Source organism: Streptomyces longispororuber, from assembly GCF_014656095.1.
In the GTDB taxonomy this organism is placed as follows: domain Bacteria; phylum Actinomycetota; class Actinomycetes; order Streptomycetales; family Streptomycetaceae; genus Streptomyces; species Streptomyces longispororuber.
Genome location: NZ_BNBT01000010.1, coordinates 86849 through 107088 on the forward strand (window position 1 = coordinate 86849; position 20240 = coordinate 107088).

20 protein-coding genes are annotated in these 20240 nt (G+C 68.2%); 5 read left to right on the top strand and 15 right to left on the bottom strand.

The genetic code is table 11. The features are described 5' to 3' along the window. Positions 1-56: 56 nt before the first annotated feature. Positions 57-1085: a 3-oxoacyl-ACP synthase III family protein gene (locus tag IE330_RS05735; protein WP_190134757.1), complete on the top strand. Its 1029-nt coding sequence runs from the start codon at positions 57-59 to the stop codon at positions 1083-1085. 390 nt (positions 1086-1475) lie between these two features. Here IE330_RS05735 and IE330_RS39610 read toward each other — a convergent pair whose 3' ends face one another. The 14 genes from IE330_RS39610 to IE330_RS05800 form a co-directional block, all read right to left on the bottom strand. Then, a complete protein-coding gene (locus IE330_RS39610; RefSeq protein WP_268257267.1) occupies positions 1476-1610 on the bottom strand; it encodes a hypothetical protein in 135 nt (44 codons plus the stop codon). Between the two features lie 581 nt (positions 1611-2191). Continuing rightward, on the bottom strand, positions 2192-3016 hold the full coding sequence (locus tag IE330_RS05740) for an SDR family oxidoreductase (RefSeq protein ID WP_190134758.1): 825 nt from the start codon (positions 3014-3016) through the stop codon (positions 2192-2194). Between the two features lie 778 nt (positions 3017-3794). Continuing rightward, complete coding sequence (locus IE330_RS05745) at positions 3795-4142, bottom strand: hypothetical protein (protein WP_190134759.1); 348 nt, start codon at positions 4140-4142, stop codon at positions 3795-3797. 92 nt (positions 4143-4234) lie between these two features. Further along, positions 4235-4381 carry a hypothetical protein gene (locus IE330_RS05750; RefSeq protein ID WP_190134760.1) on the bottom strand — a complete coding sequence of 49 codons (147 nt, stop codon included), beginning with the start codon at positions 4379-4381 and terminating at the stop codon, positions 4235-4237. Positions 4382-4733: 352 nt separating this feature from the next. Next, positions 4734-4877, bottom strand: a complete 144-nt coding sequence (locus IE330_RS05755; protein WP_190134761.1) for a hypothetical protein — start codon at positions 4875-4877, stop codon at positions 4734-4736. Continuing rightward, positions 4874-5416, bottom strand: coding sequence for an AfsR/SARP family transcriptional regulator (locus IE330_RS05760; RefSeq protein WP_190134762.1), 543 nt, complete (start codon positions 5414-5416; stop codon positions 4874-4876). Before IE330_RS05760 ends, IE330_RS05755 begins: the two co-directional genes overlap by 4 nt. Before the next feature lie 86 nt (positions 5417-5502). Next, positions 5503-7599, bottom strand: a complete 2097-nt coding sequence (locus IE330_RS05765; RefSeq protein ID WP_190134763.1) for a LysM peptidoglycan-binding domain-containing protein — start codon at positions 7597-7599, stop codon at positions 5503-5505. Positions 7600-7966: 367 nt separating this feature from the next. Then, positions 7967-9328 carry a TadA family conjugal transfer-associated ATPase gene (locus tag IE330_RS05770; protein ID WP_229925410.1) on the bottom strand — a complete coding sequence of 454 codons (1362 nt, stop codon included), beginning with the start codon at positions 9326-9328 and terminating at the stop codon, positions 7967-7969. A gap of 107 nt (positions 9329-9435) precedes the next feature. Further along, positions 9436-10284 (bottom strand): P-loop NTPase family protein, encoded by an 849-nt coding sequence (locus IE330_RS05775; RefSeq protein ID WP_190134765.1) that lies wholly within the window; start codon positions 10282-10284, stop codon positions 9436-9438. A gap of 2 nt (positions 10285-10286) precedes the next feature. After that, the gene (locus IE330_RS38755) at positions 10287-10580 is read right to left on the bottom strand and encodes a hypothetical protein (protein WP_229925411.1); all 294 of its coding nucleotides are present in this window, start codon (positions 10578-10580) and stop codon (positions 10287-10289) included. Between the two features lie 457 nt (positions 10581-11037). Continuing rightward, positions 11038-11727: a hypothetical protein gene (locus tag IE330_RS05785; RefSeq protein WP_229925412.1), complete on the bottom strand. Its 690-nt coding sequence runs from the start codon at positions 11725-11727 to the stop codon at positions 11038-11040. Between the two features lie 347 nt (positions 11728-12074). Next, complete coding sequence (locus IE330_RS05790) at positions 12075-12506, bottom strand: hypothetical protein (RefSeq protein WP_229925413.1); 432 nt, start codon at positions 12504-12506, stop codon at positions 12075-12077. A gap of 410 nt (positions 12507-12916) precedes the next feature. Further along, entirely contained in the window at positions 12917-14140 is a 1224-nt protein-coding gene (locus tag IE330_RS05795; protein WP_190134767.1) for a cytochrome P450, read from the bottom strand. Positions 14141-14204: 64 nt separating this feature from the next. Next, positions 14205-14966, bottom strand: a complete 762-nt coding sequence (locus tag IE330_RS05800) for a winged helix-turn-helix transcriptional regulator (RefSeq protein WP_190134768.1) — start codon at positions 14964-14966, stop codon at positions 14205-14207. 843 nt (positions 14967-15809) lie between these two features. Here IE330_RS05800 and IE330_RS40000 point away from each other — a divergent pair. The 3 genes from IE330_RS40000 to IE330_RS05815 all read left to right on the top strand — a co-directional run bounded on the left by IE330_RS40000 (position 15810) and on the right by IE330_RS05815 (position 18925). After that, a complete protein-coding gene (locus IE330_RS40000) occupies positions 15810-16028 on the top strand; it encodes a winged helix-turn-helix transcriptional regulator (protein ID WP_373314576.1) in 219 nt (72 codons plus the stop codon). Positions 16029-16855: 827 nt separating this feature from the next. Beyond that, positions 16856-17359, top strand: a complete 504-nt coding sequence (locus IE330_RS38760; RefSeq protein WP_229925414.1) for a hypothetical protein — start codon at positions 16856-16858, stop codon at positions 17357-17359. Between the two features lie 51 nt (positions 17360-17410). Then, complete coding sequence (locus IE330_RS05815; RefSeq protein ID WP_229925415.1) at positions 17411-18925, top strand: amino acid permease; 1515 nt, start codon at positions 17411-17413, stop codon at positions 18923-18925. Between the two features lie 548 nt (positions 18926-19473). On the opposite strand, the gene IE330_RS05820 is transcribed toward IE330_RS05815, so the two are convergent. After that, positions 19474-19863, bottom strand: a complete 390-nt coding sequence (locus IE330_RS05820) for a hypothetical protein (RefSeq protein ID WP_190134770.1) — start codon at positions 19861-19863, stop codon at positions 19474-19476. Between the two features lie 173 nt (positions 19864-20036). Here IE330_RS05820 and IE330_RS39615 point away from each other — a divergent pair, with 173 nt between their 5' ends. Then, entirely contained in the window at positions 20037-20159 is a 123-nt protein-coding gene (locus IE330_RS39615) for a hypothetical protein (protein WP_268257268.1), read from the top strand. Positions 20160-20240 lie beyond the last annotated feature (81 nt).

The following is a 20240-nucleotide window of genomic DNA, read 5'->3' on the forward strand; positions in this document are numbered from 1 at the left end:
CGAATCATTGATATGAAATAAGCTGCTGCGTCGGTTTGTTGGCCTACGATGCCGGCATGTCTCCTGTCGTGCGCGCCCGGTTGGCCACCACCGCGGTCCACCTCCCCTCCCGCTACCGGACCATGGAAGAGGCCCGTGCCCGCATCGCCCGCTCGGGCAGTGCCTTCGTCCCTCCGGCCGGCCTGCTGGAAGACCTGACCGGAGTGCGCGGCGTGCACGAGAAGGGGGAGCGTGAACAGGCCTCGGACCTCGCCGTCGCCGCCGCCGCCAAGGCCCTGGATGCCGCCGGATGTGCCATCGGCGACGTCGACCTGCTGCTCTTCACCGCCTGCAGCCAGGACCTCATCGAGCCGGCCACCGCACACCTCGTCGCCGCGAAACTCGGCGCCACCTGCCCGGCGCTCGATGTGAAGAACGCCTGCAACAGCGTGCTCAACGGCATCGAGATCGCCTCCGCCTTCATCGAGGCGGGCCGGTACGGCACGGTGCTGATCACCTGCGGCGAGGCGTGCACGCTCGCCGCCCGCTGGGACCTGCCCAGCCAGGAGGCCTTCCTGCGGGCCATGCCCGGATACACGGTCTCGGACGCCGGTGCCGCCCTGCTGCTCACCGCGACCCCGGCCACCGACGACGGGCCGGGCATCCTCAAAGCCACTTTCGGCGCGGACTCCACCGCCTGGAACGCCTGCACGCTCGCGGCAGGCGGCACCATGCACCACCGCCTGACCGACCTGGAGCCCACCTACCTCCGGCTCAACGGGGACCTGCTGCGCGACATCGTCCTCGACTACCTGCCCACCGCCCTCGAGTACTGGGGCGCGGACGCGGAAGACGCCCGGCGCAGCGCGTTCATCGCCTTCCATCAGACGACCGTCGCGCAGTACCACGAGATGATCGACAAACTCCGCCTGCCCGCCGACCGCTGTCTGCCCACCGTCGCCGACCACGGCAACACCGCATCGGCCTCCTTGCCCCTCCAACTGGTCACCGCCCTCGAAAGCAACCGCCTCGAGCCCGGTGACAGGGTCGCCCTGATCGGACTGGCCAGCGGGCTCAGCGCAGGGCTGGTCCTGATCCGGCTGTGACCCCGCACCACACGCGCCCCCGTAGCTGTGCCATAACCGCTGATCCGTGACGCTCGGTGAGTGAAGGCAGAGGTGGGCATGGGGCTGGGGCTGGTGTGGCCTTGAGGTGGTGGGTGGGACGTGCGGGTCGGTGCTGCGGTCCGCGGAACAGCCAGGGGCTCGTGGCGGCGTGCAGTGATGCTGCGGGACCTGTCGTCACATGGATGCCGCTGCGGCGTCCTTGGCACCCCGGCCTATGCGGGCGGGAAGCGCCTGTTCCGGCCGCTGTAGCAGGTGAAAGGCGGGCATCGGGGGTTTCTCGCGAACTTTCGCCGCATGCCTGACTGTGCTGCTTAAGGTGAGGCGCTGGCCCAAACCCCGTTGGCACACTCCGGTCCTTTCGGGCTCCACCTAGCCCAGCCAGATGAGGGTCATGCTCTTCCAGCCTCCGACGGCGGCGTCCTGTGTCGCCTCCGCGCACGCCCACGGGAGTGACGTCGTCATCGTCCTGCGCGGCGAGATCGACATGGCGACCGCGCCCGACATCACCGCTCACCTCGACGCCCTCACCCGCGCCACCCCCGCCCGCCTGGTGATCGACCTGCGCACGCAAACTGGCACCCCGTCATCACCCGGACCAGCTCCACCGACCGGTCCACCAGAGCCTCGAACCGCTCGCCCGCCACACTGCCGATCACCTCGGACACGACGCCCTCCCCGGGCGGGCCGGAGAGCCGATGCTCCACCGGCCGAAGGAAGTCCGGCTCGCACCTACCGCCAGAGTCCGCCGACCACCCCAAGGTCACCATGAACGACCGGAGACCACCACTTCGTACACGAACCCTCCCAGTCCCGCCCGAACCCGAACCCCGTCCCGACACACACCTGCACGACTCTGCCAACCATTACCGAGCGTCACAGACCGGGGGATTAAGCACAGCTAGTGACCCGTCAGGCGCACCCCGTACGAGGTGGCGGGTGAGCAACCGTTTCCGCTCCGGTGCACCCACGTCGTAGGCACAGCCGGAAAGCAGGGCGGCGGTGGCATGCTGGAGCACGGGGCCACCAGGGCATGGATACGCGCGCCCGGCGTCAGTCACCAGCCACCGGAGCCGCCCAGCTCCTCATCATCTCTTGCCGGCGCCCACGACCAGACGTGTGACCACGTCCAAGGCGGCGGACGGAAGCAAGAAGGCGGCCCGTGCCGCCACCGCCTCGACACCGACTCGGTACCGGCGTCGAGGCGCCCGGGCGCGCAAAGCTCGACGAACAGCGCGGGCGACCACGTCGGGGCCGGGAGGGCTGCGCATGACGATGGCGCGGCGGACAGTGGCATGCGCGTCTTCGAACCGCGACCCGGCGGGGAGCGTGCTCAAGGCCTTGGACAGCATGGGCGTGTCGATGAAGCCTGGTTCGACGAGTGAGACGCGGACTCCGGTGGCCGCCAACTCGCGCCGTAGGGCATCGGTCAGCGCTTCCAGCGCGTGCTTGCTGGCGCAGTACCACCCGTTGAGCGGCACGGAGACCAGGCCACCGGCGGAGCTCATCTGCACGATGCGGCCCGTACCGCGGCGGCGCATCCCCGGCAGAACCAGACGGGTCATGCGCGCCACGCCGAGCAGATTGGTTTCGAGGACGGCGCGAGCATCACTCTCGGAGACGTCCTCGAAGGCGCCGGGAACCGCGATGCCGGCGTTGTTGACGAGTGCCCATGGCCCCCCGCCGGTCAGCTCGTTGATCTCGGTGACGGCGTCGCGGCAGGAACCCGGATCGGTCACGTCGAGCAGGACGGTGCTCAGCTCGACGCCTCGTGCCTGAGCGGCGGTGACAAGCTCATCGGCCTTCTCCGCACTGCGGGCGGTGGCGATCACCCGAAACTCGTGGGCAGCCAGATCGAGAGCGGTGGTGCGGCCGATACCGCTGGTGGCTCCGGTGACGACAACACTTCTCATGGGCGCTTCTCCTCTTCGTCCTGCACGTCGAATCCGTCCCGCACGTCGAACTCGCCGCCTCAGCCGAGGCCCGCGCGACCGATCGAGCAGCCGGCACCGGCGGGCGCAAGACCATGGCAGTCCTGCGGCAGGCCCGACCCATCAGACCCCGCATGTGACACCCGTGCGACGAGGCCCCGCACCGTGCACAGCATCCGCGTCAACGGTTCTTCTTCGCCGCCATCGCGGTGCGAGCGTCACATTGTGCCTCACTCTCCTCTGCGGATTCCGCAGGCCGGGTGGAACAGAGTCTGCTATCTGAGCTGCGTCAACGCCGTCCCCCGCAAGGGTGACGGTGCTGAGTTCCCCAGTTCTTGGACAACGGTGCGGGCACGAAGGCCGCTCAACATGCCGAACGCACGTCGCGTATCCCGCTCGCCCGGTGGGCCACCGGGCGAGCGGGATACGCAACACGGCTGCGGCTGTACCGCTCCTTCCCCAGCTCGGACGCCGAGCCGGGTGCACCTCTCAAAAAGACGCATGGAGGCATGCCGGAAGCAGGCCAGCAACATCGCCTCCGAGGGCCGGCCGCCGCGTCGTGCGTCCACGCACTGTGGCCGAGCCAGTGGACCAACCACCCTTGCGGTGAGCAAGCGCCAAGCCGCGCATTCCAGGTAGCCAGGCGCAACAGCAAGCGCAGACGGTGAGGGGCCATGAGCGTCACGGTTCCTCACCGTCCGTACCACCGCAGCTCTCGGTCGCCTCGGACCTGAGCTGTCTGGCGGTTCTCCCGCATGGCTCAGCTCGCCGCAATCTCCTGCGCGCGCTGCCGGTCGCTTTCGAGGTCTTCTTCCGACTGCGGCGTCCTGACCATCGCGATGTCATTCGCGCGGTTCGACTCGCTCACCCTCCCGGCGTAGTCGATGACGGTCCAGTTCGTGGTATGGGCTTTGTCCATGCTCTGTTGGCTGGACTGTCCGCTGTCTGGACGGGGTGCCACGGCGTGAGCGAGCAGCGGGGCGGTTGCGCCGCTGATGCTGGAGGTCTGCTGGCTCTTGTTGGTGTCGGCGGCGGCGGAACCGGTCGTGCCCAGGGCGAGGGCGCTGGTCACGGCCAGCAAAGCCGCGGGGCGCGTGAGCGTGCGCACGGGTTTCTCCTTCAGTTTGTTGGAAAGGCGGACGGGCTGGAAGCGCCAGGGCATAGTGGCAGCCGCTCCGAGTGCGGAGTCCCGCACAGGGGTCAGGGCAGCAGACCGGTGACCGTCTCGGTCGAGATGCAGTCGACGATCGCGGTGCTGAGCGTCATCTTGGTGGCCACGCGCCCCTCGCTCGCCTGATGTCGGAGCAGCCGTCGACGTCCGCGCCGGGCGCCAAGGCTACGTTGCACAGCATGTGGCCTTCCGCGTGCCGCTCGGGCGCGACGGTGCCAGTCGCAGCAGCGGGCAGCACCGGGCGACGGGCACACATAGGTCGGCCGCACGCGGGCAACGTGGAATGATCAAGCACTACCTCCTTCGTCGTCGGACGAGAATGGCGCGAGAGCCCGGACCCGTAAGGAGGGGCGGGCACGCGGTGCGCACAACGCCCCGCGCGCAGACGATGCGATCGACGGTTCGTCACATGAACACCCAGTGCATCGATAACGGATTGGCCAGGCGAAAGACACGCAAACGAAAGGCTCAACGTGTGGCCGTCGCGTTGACGCAGGCCGCCAAGGACACGTGAATCAGGCACACCCTTTAGAAGACGGTGCCAGGGGTGCTCGCGGTGGCCTGGGTGGAAAGATCCTCGGTTGTCGGCGGGACCAGCATGCCGAACATCGGCTTACCAGGCCCCTCGCGTGATGGATGCGCTGCAATGGCAGTGCAGAGTTCGACGGTCATTTCCCCGGCTCCTCGCGCTCATCCTCAAACCGGTGGAACTGCAATGCTTCATACAGATCAACAGTCTTCTCGCTCGGAGACTCTCCCAGTTCTGCCAGTGATCGCCGGAGAAGGTCGAACGTGCGCGAGACGGCGTCGGGCAGTCCCAGCCGTGCCTGCATCCGTGCGATGTCGCGGTAGATGGCCTCGTTGTAGCGGTCCAGCTCCCGGGCCTGTTCCAGGAGGTCGAGCGCCTCGCGGGGGTCCGTACCGCTCCGCAGCCGTACGAGGGTGCTCATGGCATCGAGGTAGTCCCGGCGCAGCGCTTCACGTGGTGCTTCCAGCCACGCAGCCGTGATCTCAGCGGCGAAGTCACCGACGTAGAGCCCGGTCGCCCGCCGTAGCTGATCCTCACGGATGCGTTCCTTGAGGCCGGGCTGCCGCGCGGCGCGCACAGCATGCTCGAAGTCCCAGAGGTCGACCGTGACCCGCTCGCGGTCGAGCACGTAGTGCTTGTCTGCGTAGGAGGCGATGTCGGCGAGCTCTTCATGGGTGGCCAAACGCAGTGCTCGGCGTAGGTGGCTGAGTGTGGCGTGCAGGCTGTTGTACGGGCGCTGCCTGGGGGCATCAGGCCAGATCGTCGCTGTCAGCGTGTCCCGCCGGGCTCCGTCCTGTGCAGAGCGAGGTAGGCGAGGACTTCCCGTTGCTTCGGTGCCAACGCGTGGGTCACTTCCACAGGGTTATCCGCGCCGGGCGGTTGGTAAGTGACGCGTACGTGTCCGAACACCACCAGCCGGAGGGCCCGATGCTCATGGGAGCTTGAGCGCCCCGGTCGCCCGCCTTGGGCTCGGAGCGGTTGCGTTGCGGGCGGCGTCGGGGCCGCGGTCGATACCGAAGGCGCCCTGATGCCGGCTTCGGGGCCCCCGGAAGAGGACGCGGGCAGCCGTTCGGCGGCATGGGCCGGGGTGTCCTCCTTCGCCTGGGCGGAAGCCGTGGCTGCTTCGGCGAGCAGATCGAGAAGGGTACGCGCGTCGGCGGCGGGGAGCGTGAACAAGCGTGTGCCGGCGAACGCTTCCGTGCGCGAGGGGCTGACGGGAACGACGGTGCCGTCGGCCTCAACACGGAGGGTCCTTCCCGGGCGCCACTGGCCCAGGAGGATCCCGCACACGCCGACCGAGGAGCCGTTGTCCAGCACCGCTTGCAGGCGGTGCTCCTCCTCTGGCGAGGGAGTACCGAGGAAGACCAGCTCGGTCGGCTGCTGATCGAGGTTACTGTGCTCGGCGTCTTCTTCGCCCATGCGCGTACGCGACAGGACTTCGGCCTCGAGCACCGCGAGCGCCTCCGTCGTATCCGCGGTGACGTGCAGGCGCGGGAGCTGCGTGTTCCTCACTGCGTACGTCCCCAGCAGGCGCTGGGCGTCCGAGTGCGTGATCAAGACGTCCGCTCCGGGGGCAGCCGTATGCATCTCGGCCAAGTAGTGGATCAGCAGTGCCCTGGCGGCGTCGAGCAATCCTGGTCCGGTGAGGCCCAGCCCGCGGCTGCGCGCGAGGTCCCAGGCGACGGCCTGGCCTTCCTTCACTCCGATGACTCGTCGGTCGTGCGAGGCGGCAGGGTGCTGTCTCGAAGCCTCCGCGCGTCCGGCCTCCGCTTCTTCACCGGCGGGCAGCACGGTGGTGGTGCTGCTGGGGCTGTCCGCCTCTTCTTGCGGCCTCAGATCCTCGCTTGCCGCGCGAAGGGCGCGTACGACTGGCGCCAGGTGGACGTCGCCTCGCTCGCCGCAGCCTGGGCGGTAGCGGATCCTGCGACGTCGGAGGACGACGGCTGCGGCGGCAGCCACTGCGGCGGCCAGGCCGACTCCGACGAAGGCGCCGCTGGGTAGGTCAAGACCGATGCCGGGCTCCTCGCCGTCCTGCTCATGCGGCGGTGGCCGGTGCGGAGGAGGGTCGGGGCTCGGGGGTGGCGTGGGTGGTGGGGGCTCAGGTGCGTCGTCGGGTGGCCGGCTCGCGTCCGGGCCGGTCCCGGTATCGGGAAGGCGGAGGACCCATCCGGGCCGGATGAGGCAGGGATGGGCGAGGGTGCGGCCGTCCGGCTGCGGGCGGCCATGGTTGAGGGCATAGATCTCAAGCCAGCGGTCACCGTCACCCAGGTGGCGCTGCGCGATGCGCCAGAGGCTGTCGTGCACACCATGGTGCGGGGGACGGACTTCGACGGTCTTCCCTCCGCGGGGCACCAAGGGCTTGGCGCGCACGTCCGCCTGTTGGTCGGGAGCCGCCGTGCGCGCGTCCATGGCCGAGAGGTCGACCGTCGCTGAGTCCCGGTACGCCGCGGCGGGCTGAGAGCCGCGGTACGGCAGGAGCGCCAGGACGACGGCACCGATCAGGGCAGCAGCCAGCCCGTGCACGGGCCCCGCGCCGGGCCCGCGAGGTGCCCACATGGTTCCCCGCGCGGCTTCGCCTGCTGTGCGCAGGACGTCGACGGCGAATAGCGCCCACGTGGTCCATAACAGACACGCCAGCGCGTTGAGCAGGAGTGACGCGCTCATCGGGGAGGTAAGTACGTTCGAGATCTCCTCCCCAGTGGGGGCGTGATTCGGCAGGGGCCAGCCGACGTAGCGCCACAATCCCCAAGGGATGCCCATGGACAGGAGCACCAGGAGCACTCCCGCCAGGACTCCGCGTATCAGCCGGACCGCGAGGTGCACGTGCCGGTGCTGTCCGCTCGGGACGACGTGGCGTGCGGCCATGGCTGCTCCTGCTTACCGTTCGGGGCCTTCGACGCCGTGGACAGGGTGAGCGGTCCCGCTCGCGGTGACAGTAAGGGTCTCCACTCGGCCGACCCGACATCGAGCAGGCGAGGCATCGTCCAGGTCGTCATGGCGGCGAGCAGCCCGCCCGCCACCCAACCGGTGACGGCTCCGACCAGGAGCCCTGCGGCCAGCGATGCGGTGAGCCAGCGCCCGCCGCGTTCCCGCCGGCCGTACTGGCGCCGTGCCGTGCGCAGGACAGATGGTGAGGAGGCCGGCTTCGGCGGCTCACGCCACCCGCGCACGACGAGGAGCAGTCCGCTGCTGATGCCCAGCCCCAGGAGTGCTGCCAGCGGCACGTACGCACTCATGGTGACCACCACTGGCCCAGGCGCTGCAGCGCTTCGGGATCCAGGCCCGCGGCCACCAGGGCGTCCAGTGTCTCCGTGCGGAGGGGCACGCCGGGTTCGGCGCGGAGGTCTGATCCGGGACGGAAGACCTCGTTGGAGACGATCTGCTGGCCGTCGGCGTCGATCACCTCGCGGATGGAGGAGACCACGCGGCTGGCCGGTTCGCCGCGCGGCCGGTCCAGGTGAACGACGAAGTCCAGGGCGGAGGCGACGAGGAGGTTGGTGGCCTCCACGGACAGGCGCTCGGGGCCTTGGACGGCGTACGCGGCGAGCCGGGTGAACGCTCCTCGGCTGGTGGAGGCGTGCAGGGTGGCCATGGAGCCGTCGTTCCCCTGACTCATGGCGTTGCACATCGGGATCACCTCGGGCCCGCGGACCTCGCCGACGATGACGCGGTCGGGGGACATCCGCAGGGCCCAGCGCACCAACTCGGCTTGTGTGATGGCACCCTCGCCCTCGATGTTGGCCTCGCGGGCCTGCATCGCGACCACATCGGGGTGGGCTACGGCGTCGGCGTCCAGCCCGAGTTCGAGGACGTCTTCTACGGTGACCAGCCGCTCCCAGGGCGGAATTTCCGCGGCCAACGCGCGCAGCAGGGTGGTCTTGCCGATAGCGGTGCCGCCGGTGACCAGGAGGTTCTTGCGCGCCCTGACCAGAGCGCCGAGGAACGCCTCCAGGTCCCGGTCGATGGCGCCGAGGCGGCGCAGCTTGCCGAGCGAAACGGTCCGGTAGCGGTGTCGCCGGATGGATACGGACGGTCGGGCAGTCACGGCCATGACGGCGAAGACGCGCTCACCACCGGGCAACTGGAAACTCACGCCCGGGCTCCCCCGGTCGAAGCGGCGCTCCTCCACCCCCGAGCGGGCGGCGAGGTCGCGGATGAGCTGCGTCAGCTCCGCGTCCGAGGCCACCACCGGCGGTAGCTGTGCGCGGCGGCCGTCCGCATAGCGCACGAAGACCCGGTCACCGTTGATGTTGATGTTCTCGATGTCCTGGTTGCGGAGCAGCGGTTCGAGGCCCGCGAGGCCGAAGACCTCGTTCAGCACCGCCTGGACCACCTGCTGCTCGACGTCGCGTGAGACGACGGGACCGCCCTTGGTCAACTGCTCGCGTGCGTACTCCTCCGCGGCGTCGGCGAGGACCGCTTCGGCCAGGGCACGCCGCTCGGTCTCCGGCCACTGCGACTGGCCGGAGGATCCGTGGGCCCGGACGCGCTCGGAGAGTCGCTTGGACAGTTGGTGCCGCAGCCGCTGGCGTAGCCGCTCGGTCGTCGCGTCTTCGTAAAGGCTCGCACCAGGGAGCCCCGCAGGGTCGGTCACGTCGGTGCCCAGAGTGACCCGGACCTTTCCGTTGCTCGGCCCTGCCGGACCCGAGCTGGGGCCCGGTGCGCTGCCCGAAGGCGGTGGCGTCTCCCGCTCGAATTCGTTCATCGCACCCCTCCGTTGCCGGAGGAGGCTGGGCACTCGGGCCATCCTTGGGCACCGGGCAACGTGAAGTGGAGAGCTGGAGCGGTGAGTTCCGTGTCCGTGACTTCTACGCCGGTCCGCTCGGAGCCTTCCACCACGCGGTCCGCCATCCGCGTCGCCAGGGACGCGAGTGTCTTGCCCAGCTCTGTGCGGGTCGGGGCAGCGCGTCTGCCGGTGACGCCCCGCAGCAGGGCCGCGCCCCGCGGGTCTGCCGGAAGCCGAGCCGCTACCTCGATGCCCAGCTCACCGCTCACCTCATCATCTCGGTAGCCCTCGCCCACGAGCACGAAAGCCAGCGCACGTGACCACTGGCCGAGCGCTTCTCTCTTCATCGCTACGTGGGCCAGGGCGTCGCTCCGAGCCTGTGCGAGCAGGAGCACGAGGTCAGCGGTACGGAGGACCGGCATTACCAGGGGGTTAGCTTCGACCCGGCCGCAGTCCGCAAGCACGACTGCTCCCGCCATGTCCGTCCAACTCCGGACAGTCGTTCCGTCGTCATGAGTGAGCTGCTCCAATGCGGCGCGGGCCTGTTCCGCGCCCGGCGGTCCGACGACGACCCGCAGTCCGCCGGGAAGCCGCTGGGTGTGCTGCCACAGCAGGTCGGGGTCGGTCGCCCGACGCGCGGCGGCAGCCAGGCTGACGAGCCCGGGTGAGAGGTCGAGACGGAAGCGGGCCAGCAGATCGCCGCCCGCCGGATCGCACTCGACGACCACCGGTGCGTCGCCGGCCGGCCAGCCCGCCGCGAGGCCGAGGGCGGTGGTCGTCACCCCGGGCGACCCCTTCAGGCTGCACAATGCCACCAAGGTCATGGCTACCGCCCTCCCCGCACCACGACCAGGCGCAGCGTCCCCTCCGGCGCGGCAGCCAGACGACGGGCGTCGGCCTCGGCCAACTGGAGGGTCACCACCGTCACCTGGTCGTCCCTGTGCGCTCGCACCTCGGCCACTACGGCTTTCCAGGCCTCGGTGCCGACGGCAGCGGACTCGTCGACTGCGTCATCGGGAGCAGCGGCCACGACCATGACGCGATGACCGGGCTGGAGCCCGCTGGGGAACTGTCCCAGCTTCATCCCGACCGCGGCGACGGCCTGCCCCTCTCGAGGCACCTTCGGGCTGCCCAGGATGCTCTTCGTCAGTACGGCTCCGGCGGGAAGGCTGTAGGCGAGCGGTCGTCCCTCGACCGCGCCGCGGGCCTACGCCGGCACCACGTCGATCCCGCTGTTCCGGGCGATGCTCGCCTCCCGTAGATCAGAGACGCGCAGTTCCTGCCCGACGGATACGGGCCGCTTCAGCACGAGTACGGTCACGCGGTCTCCCAACTTCAACGTGAGCAGCACACCTCCGGTCGCGCAGCCCAGGACCAGGAGCACTCCGAGCAAGAGGTAGGGCAAGCGCCGTCGCCGCGAGGCACTCGCCAACCGCGACGGAGCCCGCCCAGCGTCGGGCGCACCCCTCCTCAGGGAGCCCCGGCTCGCGGAACCGGGGTCCCCGAGCGCGCGTAGTCGAGTACTCATCCGTGGCCCTCCTGCCGTTACGTCCTGCGACCGCACCAGCGCGAAGCCGTCAGTCCTCGGTGTTCAGTGCCTGGCTCTCCGCGACGCGGAAGCGAGCGTCGGCCGTGGTGGTCAAGCCGGGGAATGCCCCGCTCTGCCCTTCGCCGGACCAGCTCACCGTCCAGTGGACCGTCGCGGAGACCGCGTACGCATTCCCGGGCTGGCCGGCCGACGAGGAGCGATAGGTGTGCCCACAGTCCGGCGAGGCGCTACGAGCCCCCACCGCACCCCTCTTGCCGCGGGTTCTGGTGTCGTACGGAGTGCCCGGTCCCTCGCACGTCAGCGAGCTGCTGTCGCCCAGCCGCCAGACGACCTTGCTCGGCCGTGCCACCGCCGTCACCGACGCCCCGGGCACCGAGGCCGACGCCGAGACCTGCCGCCAGGCCCCGCGGGCCAGCCACAGCCACGTCGGCAGACCGACCAGCTGCTCGACCGGCGGGTTGGTCCTGATCGCGGGAGGGGGAAGCCGGAGCTGCCCGCGCGCCCGCTGGGCCACCTGCTCGGGAGACGGCGTAGGAGAGCCACCGGCGTCGTCCTGGAACCCGTCGGGGATCCACACCGGGGGCCGGTAGAAGGCGTCCCGGAACCCGCTCGACGAGCACTTGTAGACGTACCAGGCGCCCTCCTCCCCCGGCCTCGGGTCCGCCACCTGCGCCGCCGAGCCGGGCTCGGCTACTCGCTCCGGCGCGGCCGCTGCCACGAGTTGGGCACCGCTGACTGCCGGCTCCTGGTATGCCGCGTTCACCACCGGGCCCGGCGGCTCGTAGTCGCTGCGCTCGTACGCACACCGCGCCAGGTTCGGATCACGCTCCCGTGAACCGTTGCCGCCACCTCCGCCTTCGCCTCCGCGAGGGCGGGGCGCCGCACCGCGTCCCTCCAGCCGGGGAGCCTTCCTTCCGCCTTCTCGGCCTTTGCCTGCGTCGAGTTCGCACCCCGGATGCGGGTGCTGCGAACAGTCCACGTTCCCCCAGCCCGGATCGGCCAGCGCAGGAAGAGCGCCAGCCAGGGACAAGGCTCCCGCCACGACCAGCACGGTGCAGGTACGTCTCAACACGACCCGACCTCCCAGACGGCGAACCGCGTGACCTTCCACCTGCCGTCGGCCTGCTTCTTCACTTCGGCCGTGATCGCCTGGCGTCCGCCGGGTTTGTCGTCGGCCACCTCACCGTTGCTCTTCCGGTACTTCAGCCAGCGGGAGGAGTCACCACAATCCGAGATCATCGCCGCGGTGGGATCGGCAGCCGGGGTGACCTTGGTGATCTTGGGCGAGTTCTCCGGCTCTCCCTTTGTGACCAAGCCGTTCCGGTGGTCGGCGTACATTCCGCGCGTGATCGCCTTGAGCGCTTCGCCCGTCGCGTACCGGGCGAGCCGCGGCGCCCGCCAGTCGGAACTCCTCGCTGCCTCCGCCATGTCGCGCCACATGCCCAGGTAGGCCGTGGTCGCCTTCCTCCTCGCACCTTCTGTGGCGAACGCCGTCATCGTGGCATGCGGCTCCTTCACGCTCGAAGCGCGGGAATCACGCGAGTCGGCGCCAGCGGGCTCCTTGGTGGCCGACGAGCCGTTGCACCCTGCGGAGAGGAGCACGGCCGCGGTGCCGAGTCCGGCGCACACGCTGCGCCACTCGCCTCGACGACAACTCACTGGGGACCCCATGGCCACACCACCCCACGAACGATGCAGACTCATGCCGGGCGCACATGCGCACGCCGGCGCATCCACCTTTACTCCGGCCCAGCCCCCTCACCGCAAGACACCCAGGCGGACCGACTTCGAAGTCAGGACGAAGTTTCAGATCAAGGAAATCGTCCTAGAGCACAACAAACGCCGCGTAGAGCCTGATCAGTCTGTCCGTTGGCGGACGCGAACAGATGCTCAGCCGTTTCTCGCTCCTACCAAGTGACGGGGAGAGCGACGAGGCTGCAGATGCGGCTGCCAGTGGTCCACCGCAGGCTGTCGGGTGGGACAGCCAGTGCGAGTCCAGGGAAGCGCTCGATGAGTGAGTGGATGGCGACTTGGATCTCTACGCGTGCGAGATTGGCACCCAGGCAGTAATGAGGGCCGTGCCCGAAAGCGAGATGCCGGTTCTCAGCGTTCCGACGGATGTCGAACTCGTCCGGGTTCGGGAACTGCTGCGGATCGTAATTGGCAGCCACCACGGGCGCCAGCACCGCCTGCCCCTTGGATACTGCACCCCCGGACGGCAAGGTCAGGTCCTCGGTGGCCACGCGCAGCAGGCCCCCATGCCCCGGCACCTCGGTGCGGAGGATCTCTTCGACAGCTCCGCGGAGTAGTACATCGGGTTCCCGGCGTACCGCGGCCAGTTGGTCGCGGTGCCGCAGCAGGGTCAGGACACCTCGGCCGATGACGTGCCCGGTGGTTTCGTGACCAGCGATGATCAGCCCGCGGACCATACGAGCCAGCTCGCCCTCGCTGAGCCGGTCCTCGGCGTCGTGAGCGTTGATCAGTTCATCGAGCAGGTCGGAGCCGGGCTTCTCACGCCGCTCGGCGATGAGCCTGTCGGTGTACGCAGCGAACTCCGCTCCGGCCTTCAGGCGCTCTTCCGCAGTGGCCGTGCTCGTGGACAGGAAGACGTCCGACCACATCCGGAAGCGGGGGCTGTCCTGCGCCGGGACGCCCAGCAACCGGCAGATGATGTTGATCGGAAGAGGGAAGGCGAAGGCGTCCATCAGGTCGACGGGCGGCGAGGTGGAGGCGAGAGCATCGAGCAAGTCGTCGGCCAGCGTCTGGATCTGCGGCCGCCACTCCTCGGCTCGTCGCGGCGTGAACGCGGACTGCACGATACGCCGCAGCCGAGTGTGTTCGGGAGGGTCCATGTTGACGAGAGCGTGCGGATCGTCCGGGATGTCGCGGCCGGCGAGCATGCGGGGAGCGCCGGGGTACCGAAGGTTGCGCGTGAAGCGGGCGTCCGCGTGCACTTCTCTGACGTCTTCGTACGTCGTGGCCAGGAGGACCTCATCGCCGCTCGGCAGCATGACCGGCCCGAGCGGGCAGCCACCGCGCCTGTCGGCGTACGCTTCCGGCGGGCCGCCGAACTCCCGCGGCGGGAAGGGAAAATCGGCCGTATCACCGCTGCACCCGCGCTCAGTGGACATCCGACAACTCCCCCCCCTGCGGCGTTTGAGTTCGCTAACCCACGCTACCTGATGACCCATCAGTTTATGAGTGATCAGTCCACTCAGAACCAGGTCCTTGATGGCGCGAACGCAGGGCCTCTATGATCTCGTCTTCATGCTGCACCGCCCACCGCCCCATGGGAACAAGAGCTGTCAGCAGCTCACGGCCCGAGTCCGTCAATGAACACCGGGTGGTTCCGGCGAACTCGCGCCCCCGCGCTTCATGAATGATCACGCCATCAGCGGACAGCCGGTGCAGGGTGTCCCAGAGCACCTTGTCCGACAGGGTTCGCTGACCGGAGACGCGGCGGTCGATGGCCTCATTGACGACCAGGGCAAGATCCGTAGGGCGCAGTGGGCCGTTGCGCAGGCCGGCTATCACCGGGAAGCTCCAGCGCAGACGGAGCATCGTGAGCGCGACGCCGAGATTGCGCCAGCGCTCCTGGCTCGGAGTGCGCTTTCCAGCCGCACTGGCTGAAGGGGGTCGGGACGGCCGCTCGTCGAGTTTCACCCCTCGGCGAACTTGCAGGTTCGACAGCAGCAGACGTGCGTGGCGCGTCGCCCAGCTGGCCGGCTCGTGCAGTGCGTCCATCAATTCCCTCGACAGGGAAGTCAGCTCTCGAGCAGCACTCTTGCACCGGGGCGGGGCGGGGCAGCGCCTGATTAGCCCTTCGCCTTCCATCCGCCGCAGTGTTTCGACGAGGGTCTTCTCATGCAGGACCCACTCATTCAACAGGTCCGCATTGCGCACATTTCCTCTGTTGATGTGCTGCAGCAGCTCCGACGGACTCATCGCGCCGTCCAACAGCGCGACAAGAACGGCGTATGTCCACTCTTGTTCCGGATGAGCTCGATCGTCATCCCGATCCCGCGTAGATAGCGGAGCTCGTCGTTTGGCAAGCACCTACCCCCATGAGCATGAGCCGCGGCCGCTCATGCATCCTGCTACGCCAGCGAGGGAAACCCTAGGCGGCTCGACGGGCGCACCTTCTGCCGCAAGTCGTACCACCGTGGCTGGCTTGAAGTCATCGACGTGGCGGCACTGGCTTTGAAGTGAGATCGCGGGGGCGGTGTAGCACCTTGTTAGGCACTGAGACAACCGTCGGCAGGCTGAGCGCCCGACCGCACCCTCAGGAAAGTGAAGCGCCATGCAGGACAGCGGGTGGGGATGTTGCCCCCTTCCCCGGCAAGAGGTGGACAGGTATGGACCAAGAGGAGGAGCGATGCTGCGTCGCCGAGAGCATCAAGGTTGAAGCGCGTAACGCCCATCGGCCACCCGAGTCTCGCGTCCGGCCGATGAGCCATTGCGTGATCGTCAGTGGAACCGAAGCATACGTGCGGCACCAATAAGGGGGTCCCGTGCATGAGAACAAAGATCACTCAGCAGACGGGAATACAGAAGCCACAGAATCACCCCGCCGCCTGACCGCCCGTCTGTCACTCTTTCGCCGTTCCCTGCGACCAAGAGTCACCCCTCGCGACGAGGAATATCTGCAACTGATCCATGATTTTCTGCGCATGGTGAACGGGGAATGGTACTGGGATGTCTTTGTGGCTCTGCAGGACGGCCCCTTGCAGTACACAGACTTGCTGAACGCGGTGCGCGCGGACACCTACCAGCAACTGGCCCGGGCGATCCCACCGTCACATCCAGGAAGGCACGTTGTGCCGAACTCTGCAGCGTCTCACCGAAAGGGAACTCATCGAGCGCGAACGAGCGGCACATTTTCCCTTCACCACAACGTACTGGTTGACGCCGCCGGCCCGAGAACTCCTGACAGTCATGGTTCCTGCCGCTGAATGGGCGCGGACACACTCAGAGCTTCTGGTGAGGGCTCAGCAGCGCCGCAAGGCCTCTGACCGGTGAAGGCGTCCTCGCCCACGATCACTCGCGCCCTCTTGCCCCCGTGCTGACTTCGAAGTTGGTCCGCAAGCACCTCTTGCGACTACGGGGAGGGGAGGGAGTAGTGATGGATGAGCCGAGGCTCGCATGTGCATCAGGCAAGGTGCACGTCTTGGGGCATCGGGAGAGTAGCTGTACTCGTGATGCCCACCCAGGCGGAGAAGGACAGGTTCGGGCATGGGCGAGGCACCACCAGGAGGGTTTCCGCCCGGCCTTTGCACAACCCCGCCCCGTGGCACCCAGCGGGGCGGTCCCACCCCCCCAAAGCACCCTGCTCCGGGACCACAGCAAACGTCGCACCCGACTCCCCTGCGGTGAAGCTGTGCATTCCGGGGCAGGGGCCCCGCTCACTCACTCGCGAGAAGCGATCCCATGTCCACGATGTTTGACTCACACCCGGCCAGAGACGACAAGGCCCTACGACGCGTGCTCGAGGACGCCGCCATGGGCCGGTGGGAAGGGCCACGAGAGATGCTCATCGCCACCGGGCCGGACTGGGACCGAAGGATCTTCCGCCTTCAGGTACTCGCCGAGGCCGGCGCCCGCCTCCGTTTCGCCGACACCTGGGCGGAGGCCGAGCCGCACTCTCCGCACGCCTTGGCGCTGCTCGCGCACGTACAGGCCTTACGCGCGATGATCGCGGGCCGTGACAGCGGCCAGACGCAGATGGAAGAGGCCTGGGCGACGTGCCGTGCCGCGCTCGACCTGTGGCCCCAGGACGTGGCCCCACTCGTGGTCATGCTCGCGTTGCTGCGCACCCACGCGCCCGACCACAGCACGCTCAGCCACGTGTGGGAGGAGATGAAACAACCGACCCCTGGAACCGAGAGGCCCACCACGAGGTCGTCACCTACCTCTTCCCCCGCTACCACGGCGCCCCGGGCGAGGCGATGTGGTGGGCCGAGGAGCAAGTCGCCATCGCCCCCAAGGGCTTGCCCATCGCGGTGCTGCCCCTGGTGGTGATCGCCGAGGTCCACCGCTGCCGGCAGGAGCAGGAGGAGGACTCGTACGGGCTGATGATTCATCCATGGGTCGACTGCCCGCACATCGACCTGGCGCTGGAGCGCTGGTGGCGCTATCGGGCACCGCGGCCGCACGCGTGCTTCGCCGACGACGCCAACTACCTTGCGCACGCGCTGTCGTTCGCCAACCGCCACCACGAGGCCGCGGAGATCTTCGACGCGATCGGCCCGTACGCCACGCGCATCCCGTGGGCCTACTGCGGCCGTGCCCGCGAACTGTTCCTGCGCCACCGTGCCTGGGCCTACAGCCCGCCCCGGCGACGACGCCCTTGAAAGGCGCGCCCATACCGCCACACCCGTCATACACGGAAGGACGGAAACCCGGTGCCCTTAGATGTATCCCGCGTCTCGGACGAAGAGCGCCTCCGGCAGCTCGGCTACCGACAGACCCTGTCGCGCTCCATGTCCGGCCGCGCCAACTTCGGCGTCAGCTTCACGATCATCTCCATCCTGTCCGGCTGCATGACCCTCTACGGCTACGGCATGAATACCGGCGGCCCCGCCGTCATCATGTGGGGCTGGCTGTTCGTCGGCCTGATGACCTTGTTCGTCGGCCTCTCCATGGCCGAGGTCTGCTCCTCCTACCCGACCAGCGCCGGCCTCTACTTCTGGGCGCACCGCATGGCGCCCGAACGGTCCGCAGCGGCGTGGGCGTGGTTCACCGGCTGGTTCAACACCCTGGGGCAGATCGCGGTCACCGCGGGCATCGACTTCGGCGCCGCCACCTTCCTCAACGCCTTGCTTGATCTGCAATTCGGCTACGCCGCCACCTCGGGGCACACGATCACCCTGTTCGGAGCCATCCTCATCCTGCACGGCATCCTGAACACCTTCGGCGTACGCATCGTTGCCTTCCTCAACGAGATCTCCATCTGGTGGCACATCACCGGCGTTCTCGCCATCAGCAGTGCTCTCATCTTCGTCCCCGACCACCACCAATCCGTCCACTTCGTTCTGGGCGAAGTCACCAACAACACCGGCTTCAGCTCGACCGCCTATGTGGTGCTGATCGGGCTGCTGATGGCGCAGTACACCTTCACCGGCTACGACGCCTCCGCCCACATGACCGAGGAGACCATCGACGCCGCGGTCGCGGGGCCCAAGGGCATCGTCCGCTCGATCCTCGTCTCCCTGGTGGCCGGGTTCGTTCTTCTCTTCGGATTCACCTACGCCATCCGCTCCTACACCGGCGCCCTCGAATCAAGCACCGGCGTACCCCCGGCGCAGATCCTGATGGACGCCCTCGGCGTGGCGACCGGCAAGTGGCTACTGCTCGTCATCATCGTCGCCCAGTTGTTCTGCGGCATGGCCTCGGTGACCGCGAACTCCCGCATGATCTACGCCTTCTCCCGGGACGGCGCGCTGCCCTTCTCCACGACGTGGCACAAGCTCCACCCGGGCACCCGCACCCCCACCCACGCCGTCTGGCTCGCCACCGGCGGCGCCTTCGCCCTCGGCCTGCCCTACCTCTGGAACAACACCGCGTACGCCGCCGTGACCTCCATCGCCACCATCGGCCTGTACATCGCCTACGTGATCCCGACCTACCTCCGGCTGCGGCAGGGCAACCGGTTCGAACGCGGCCCCTGGCACCTCGGCTCCTGGTCCACCATCGTCGGCACCGTCGCCGTCGCCTGGGTCCTGGTGATCACGGTGCTGTTCATGCTTCCGCAGAGCTCACCGATCACCGCCAAGACCTTCAACTACGCCCCCATCGCGGTCGGCGTCGTCCTCGCCTTCTGCGGCACCTGGTGGCTGGCTTCGGCCCGGAAGTGGTTCCTCAAATCCGACCACGCCAGCCGTGTCGCTCGACAGAGGCATGGGCGCCCGAGTAGATAGCCGACCGCTCGCGCCGAGCTCCTGTTCAGCACCGGCGGAAAGGTCTAACGAAGCATGGTGACGTACGAAAGGTCCGGCAGAGAACCGGCGCTTCGGGGAAGCTCGGTCAACCGTCGTACGACTCACCGAGCGTGATGTTGCCCGCCTGGTTCGGGACCATAAGGGCGCTCACGCGGGCCCCGGATGCGAAGATCTCTTCTTGCGTGTTGAGCTCCAGGCTGCATAGGAAGCACCTGAAGGAGCTAGGGAGCAGAAGGACTGCGTCAGGTGATGAAGCCTTCATGTCGTAGAAGACCGAAGCCTTGCCTGAGCAGGCAGGGCACGCGGTTCCTGCCACGTGCAGGACAATCGCCTCGCCTTCAGCAAGGGTCATAGGCCCGGTACTGTCCCCTTCCGAAGGTATAGGCGCCTTGAGGACGAGGTCCTTCGCCTGAGGGAAGACCTGCGAAGCGATCCTCGAAAGCGTGACGGGCCTGACTCAGACGCACCTGCACGTCTCGGTATACCTGGCTACGCACTCGGTCAACGGCCAAGCGGGCTGGGGTGGTTCAGCGTCCCCAAAACGCTTTCAGGGGACCGCCCAGTTCTGCGTGCAGGGTCTCGACTGTTCCGGCGAGCGTGGGGAGCAGGGACTTCGCCTGCTCGTCGCTGGTTGTGTGGGCGACTCCGTTGCGCAGTTCGATCAGCAGGTCGAGCTGACGGTCGACAGGGAGGATGTCGAGCATGCTGAGCCGCGCAATGGCCTCGGCTGCGCCGATGGTCCGGATCTTGCTTGCCGTCCGATGACCGCCAAGATGGAAGAGCATCTCTGCACTTCCCTTCATCTCCGCGATGTAGATCGGGTTCTTCGAGATCAGGACGGCCTTGGCCAGACGCTCGATCGCCACCCCGGCGTGTAGCACGAACTCGTCGTACTCGCCACGACCGTGGTCGTCCATGGCCCGATGGGCAGCCTTCTTGGCTCCCGCAAGGAAGCTCTCGAACGAGAGGGAATCGTCAACGAATGAACGTTCCTTGAGCGGCTCTCGCCGATGAACAGTTCCTTCTGCAAGGCCTCGGCCGAGATCGGACGCCGTCGCAGTTCCCAGTTACGGGCGTCCAAGCGCAGCGCTTGATCGAACAACGGATCGCTCGCATCAGATCCACCTGGGCCGTCCTCGGTCGCCTCGTCGCCGAGTACGCGGACCTCGGTCCGCTGACCCGGGCGGTGCGTCAGGAGCTCGACAGCGAGTAGCAGTGCTACGGGAGGCCACCCGCCACCAGCACTGGTTGCCAGGTCAGATCGGGCGCCGCCGCGATGTTCGCCGCTAGTGAG